The sequence below is a fragment of the uncultured Frigoribacterium sp. genome (genome assembly GCF_963515265.1).
In the GTDB taxonomy this organism is placed as follows: domain Bacteria; phylum Actinomycetota; class Actinomycetes; order Actinomycetales; family Microbacteriaceae; genus Frigoribacterium.
The window spans coordinates 1-4,200 of the sequence record NZ_CAUPYL010000212.1; the positions used below are offsets into that span (position 1 = coordinate 1).

Below are 4,200 nucleotides of genomic sequence, written 5' to 3' on the forward strand. Positions count from 1 at the left end.
ACCTCGGACCAGTCGACGGCGGCGCCTGTCCCGTCGCCCGCGGCGCCGGCCGTCTCGGCCAGGGCGGGCACGGGGACGGCCGTCCGCCAGCGCGACTCGAACAGGTCGCAGAGGGCCGCGATCAGCGCGGGCGACTCCGTGAGGAGGGCCTCGGGGGCGGCCGTCGGGTCGTCGAGCGGCCCGACCGACACGAGTGCGACCTGGCGGTCGGCGATCGCGAGCTTGACCGGCAGGTCGTGGGTGACCCGCGCCTCCTCGCCGTCCGCCCCCAGGCGGTGGACGCCCTGCAGGCTGCCGTCGACCGTGAAGCTCGCGACCGTGTAGATCGCGCGCCAGTGCACGCCGCGGTTGAGCGCGCCGCGCTCGACCGACTCGTTCGTGGCGACCACGTACGGCGGCCGGTCGAACGCGAGGAACTCGCCCCTCGCCCGGTGCTGCAGCCGGGAGTACCAGTCGCCCACCGCCGCGTGGCCGGTGAGCACCGTCGTCGTGCCCGACGGGTCGGCGACCCGGCGGCCGTCGTCGAAGAGGGCGCCGAGGCCCGAGACCGCGGTGCGGGCGTCAGCGAGCTGCTCGTCGTGGGCGGCGACGAGGGCGGACACCGCGACGCGGGGGTCGACGGCCCCGTAGCCGGGAGCCTGTCGGCCGTGGCCCTCGGCGGTGCGGTGCACGAGGCCGATGTTGCGCAGCTGCTCGAGGGCGGTGACGACGACGGCGTCGTCCAGCTCGCGGGCCGAGGCGATGGCGGCGACGTCGACTGTGTCGCCGCAGGTGAGCACGAACTCGTAGACCGCGGCGGTGACCGGGTCGATGCCGAGCGCGGCGAGGGAGGGCAGGGTCATCTGGCCATCGTGCCCTGCCAGGGCGCCCCGTGGCGACCCGGCAGGCCCGGCTGGCCCCAGGGCGACCCCGGCGTGCCCCGGGGCCGCACCGCCCGCCGTCGCGGGGTAACGTCTTCCGGATGACCAGTTTCGGGGACGCTCCGTGAGCGACGGGGCGACCACCGCCTCCTCGCTGCGCCCCGCCGTCCGTCGGCGCCGGTCGCCGGACCTCGCGTCGTGGCTGCCCGCCCGCTGGTCGACGGTGCTGACCGTCTACCTGGCATCGCGGGTCTTCTCCCTGGTGCTCCTCGCCGTGGTGTGGGAGGTCGCCCGCCTCGCCGGCGTCGAGTTCCGCACGCCGGGCGCCGAGCTCTCGCTGCTCGACTTCACCACGTCGTGGGACGCCGACCGCTACCGGACGATCGCCCTGCACGGCTACCCGGCGGTGCTGCCGACCGACGCGGCGGGCAACGTGCTGCCGAACGAGTGGGCGTTCCTGCCGGTGTTCCCGACGCTCTGCCACCTGCTGATGGTGGCGACGGGCATGCCGTTCAGCGGCGCCGCCCTGCTGTTGTCGACCGCCTTCGGCGCGGGCGCCGCGCTCGTGCTCTACCGGCTCGTCGACCGGGCCGTGGGGCACCGAGGCGCGATCTGGGCCGTGCTGCTGCTCTGCTTCGGGCCGCTCGGGTTCCTGTTCTCCGTCGGGTACGCGGAGGGGCTGATGCTCTTCCTGCTCTTCGGGGGCGTGCTCGCGATGCAGCAGCGGCGGTACGGGCTCGTGCTCGCGTGCGGCGTGGTCGCGGCGTTCACGCGGCCGGGAGCGCTGGCGCTGGCGCTGGCCCTCGCCGTGCACCTCGTGGTGCGCTGGCGGACGGAGCGGGCTGCGGGCCCGTCGTCGGGTCACGAGCCTGCTGCCGGGGCGTCGTGGGCGTCGTCGCCGTCGGCGTCGTCGTCGCCCCGGTTGCGGCCGTGGCCGTGGCCGTGGCAGGTGCTGCCCCGGCGCGACCTCGTGCAGATCGTCACGGCGGGAGCGGCCGTCGCCGCCGCCGGGCTCGCCTGGCCCGTCGTGGCGCACCTCGCCACCGGGCAGCACGACGCCTACCTGCAGACGGAGATGGCCTGGTGGGTCGACTACGTCGGCCGCCCGGGCTTCGTCCCCCTGACGCCGTGGTTCCTGCTCGCCGGGCGCTGGCTCGGCATCGGGGGCATCGCCCTCGTGCTCGCGCTGCTCGTGCTCGCCGCCGTGTGGTTCACCCGCCGGTCGACGTTGCGCCTGGGCCACGAGACGGTCGCGTTCACCGCCAGCTTCGCGCTCTACCTCGTCGCCGTGTTCCTGCCGCAGCAGAGCCTGTTCCGGCTGCTGCTGCCGCTGACGCCGCTGCTCGGCGCACCTGCCGTCTCCGAGCGGCCCGTCGTGCGCCGGACGCTGCTCGTCGGCGGGATCGTCCTGCAGCCGGTGGCTGTCGTGCTGCTCTGGCTGTACGTCGCGCCGTAGACGCAGCGCGCTCGCACCGTAGCCGCAGTCGCCTCACGTGCCCCGTCCGGGGGTGTTCACCTGCCGCACCGCGTCCGTTCACCGGGCGGACACGACCGCGGGTTCTGCTGGGCTCGGACGTGCAGGGAGTGCACGCCCACTCGCGACCACGATCACTGGAGCAGACACGTGACCCCCACGAACACCCGCCGCCGCCGCGCGGCACTGGCCACGGGGGCGGTGGCGACCTTCGCCTCCGTCGCCCTCGTCCTCAGCCCGGCCGTCGCCCTCGCGGCGACTCCGGCCGACGTCGCCGACAACGGCGGGGCCGCCCGCAGCGCGGACGACAGCACGGCCGCCCTGCTCGAGTCGGTGAAGGCGGGACCGGCGAAGAACGTCATCCTGCTGATCGGCGACGGCATGGGCGACAGCGAGATCACGTCGGCCCGCAACTACGCCTACGGCGCCGGCGGGACGCTGCCCGGCATCGACGCCCTGCCCCTCACCGGCCAGTACACGACGTACTCGCTCGGCAAGGACGGCAAGCCCGACTACGTGCCCGACTCGGCCGCGACCGGCTCGGCCTGGGCCACCGGCACGAAGACCTACGACAACGCGATCTCGGTCGACATCGCGGGCACCCCGCAGGACACCCTCGTCGAGATCGCCAAGGCCAACGGCCTCAAGACCGGCAACGTCTCGACCGCCGAGCTGCAGGACGCGACGCCGGCCGTCCAGGCGGCCCACGTCGCGGCGCGCAGCTGCTACGGCCCCGACTCGGTGACCCAGTGCGGCGCGGACGCCCTCGACCAGGGCGGCCTCGGCTCGATCAGCGAGCAGATCATCGGCACCCGCGCCGACCTCACCCTCGGCGGAGGCGCGGCGTCGTTCCGCCAGACGGCTCGCGCCGGGCAGTGGACCGGCCAGACCCTCGACGCCCAGGCGACCGACCGCGGCTACCAGCGGATCACCGACCAGGCTGGCCTCGACGCCCTGACGGCCGCCGACCAGACCGCGCCGGTGCTCGGCACCTTCGCGGACGGCAACTTCCCCACGCGCTTCGCCTCGACGACCGCGACCGTGGGAGGCGCCGACCTGGCACCGCAGACCTGCCAGCCGAACCCGGCACGCCTCAGCACCGACCTGTCGCTCGCCTCGCTGACCGAGAAGTCGATCGACCTGCTCGACGGCGACGACGGCTTCTTCCTGCAGGTCGAGGGCGCCTCCATCGACAAGCGCGACCACAGCGCCGACGCGTGCGGCCAGATCGGCGAGGTGCTCGACCTCGACGAGGCGGTCCGCTCGGCCCTCGACTTCGCCGAGGCCGACGGCGAGACGCTCGTCATCGTGACGGCCGACCACGCCCACACCAGCCAGATCGTCGACTCGACTCCCCCGGCCACGCTCAGCACCGCGCTGACCACCGTCGACGGCAGCACGATGAAGATCGCCTACGGCACCGCCGCGGCCGGCGGGTCGCAGCAGCACACCGGAACGCAGCTGCGCGTCGCCGGCTACGGCCCGGGAGCCGCGAACGTCGTCGGCCTGATCGACCAGACCGACAACTTCTTCACCATCGCGAACGCGCTGCAGCTCGACCGCGACCTGGTCGCGCTGAGCGCCGACGCGACGATCGCCGCGCCGACGCAGGTCGCGCCGGGCGCCACGTTCGACGTGGTCGTCTCGGGTCTCGACGGCGACCGCCAGGCGTCGGGCACCCTCGACGGAGCCAGCCTCGGCACGGTCGACGTGATCGACGGCGTCGCGACGTTCACGGTGACGGCACCGGCCACGCTGGGCGACCGGACGGTCACGGTCACGGGCGTGCAGACGCGCACCGTGCGGAGCGCCGCGGTCTCGGTCGTGGCCGACCCCGTCGCCTCGCCGTCGCCCTCGGCTCCCGCC

The 4,200-nt window shown here is 74.6% G+C and carries 3 protein-coding genes; 2 read left to right on the plus strand and 1 reads right to left on the minus strand.

Annotated features, from left to right (window positions below; genetic code table 11):
• On the minus strand, positions 1-842 hold an 842-nt coding region (locus tag RWM17_RS12730), incomplete at its 3' end, for a hypothetical protein (RefSeq protein WP_314104210.1).
• Between the two features lie 142 nt (positions 843-984).
• Between RWM17_RS12730 and RWM17_RS12735 the strand changes: the two genes are divergently transcribed.
• Complete coding sequence (locus RWM17_RS12735) at positions 985-2,316, plus strand: hypothetical protein (protein ID WP_314104211.1); 1,332 nt, start codon at positions 985-987, stop codon at positions 2,314-2,316.
• Positions 2,317-2,484: 168 nt separating this feature from the next.
• The coding region (gene phoA / locus RWM17_RS12740) for an alkaline phosphatase (RefSeq protein ID WP_314104212.1) at positions 2,485-4,200 on the plus strand (1,716 nt) is incomplete at its 3' end.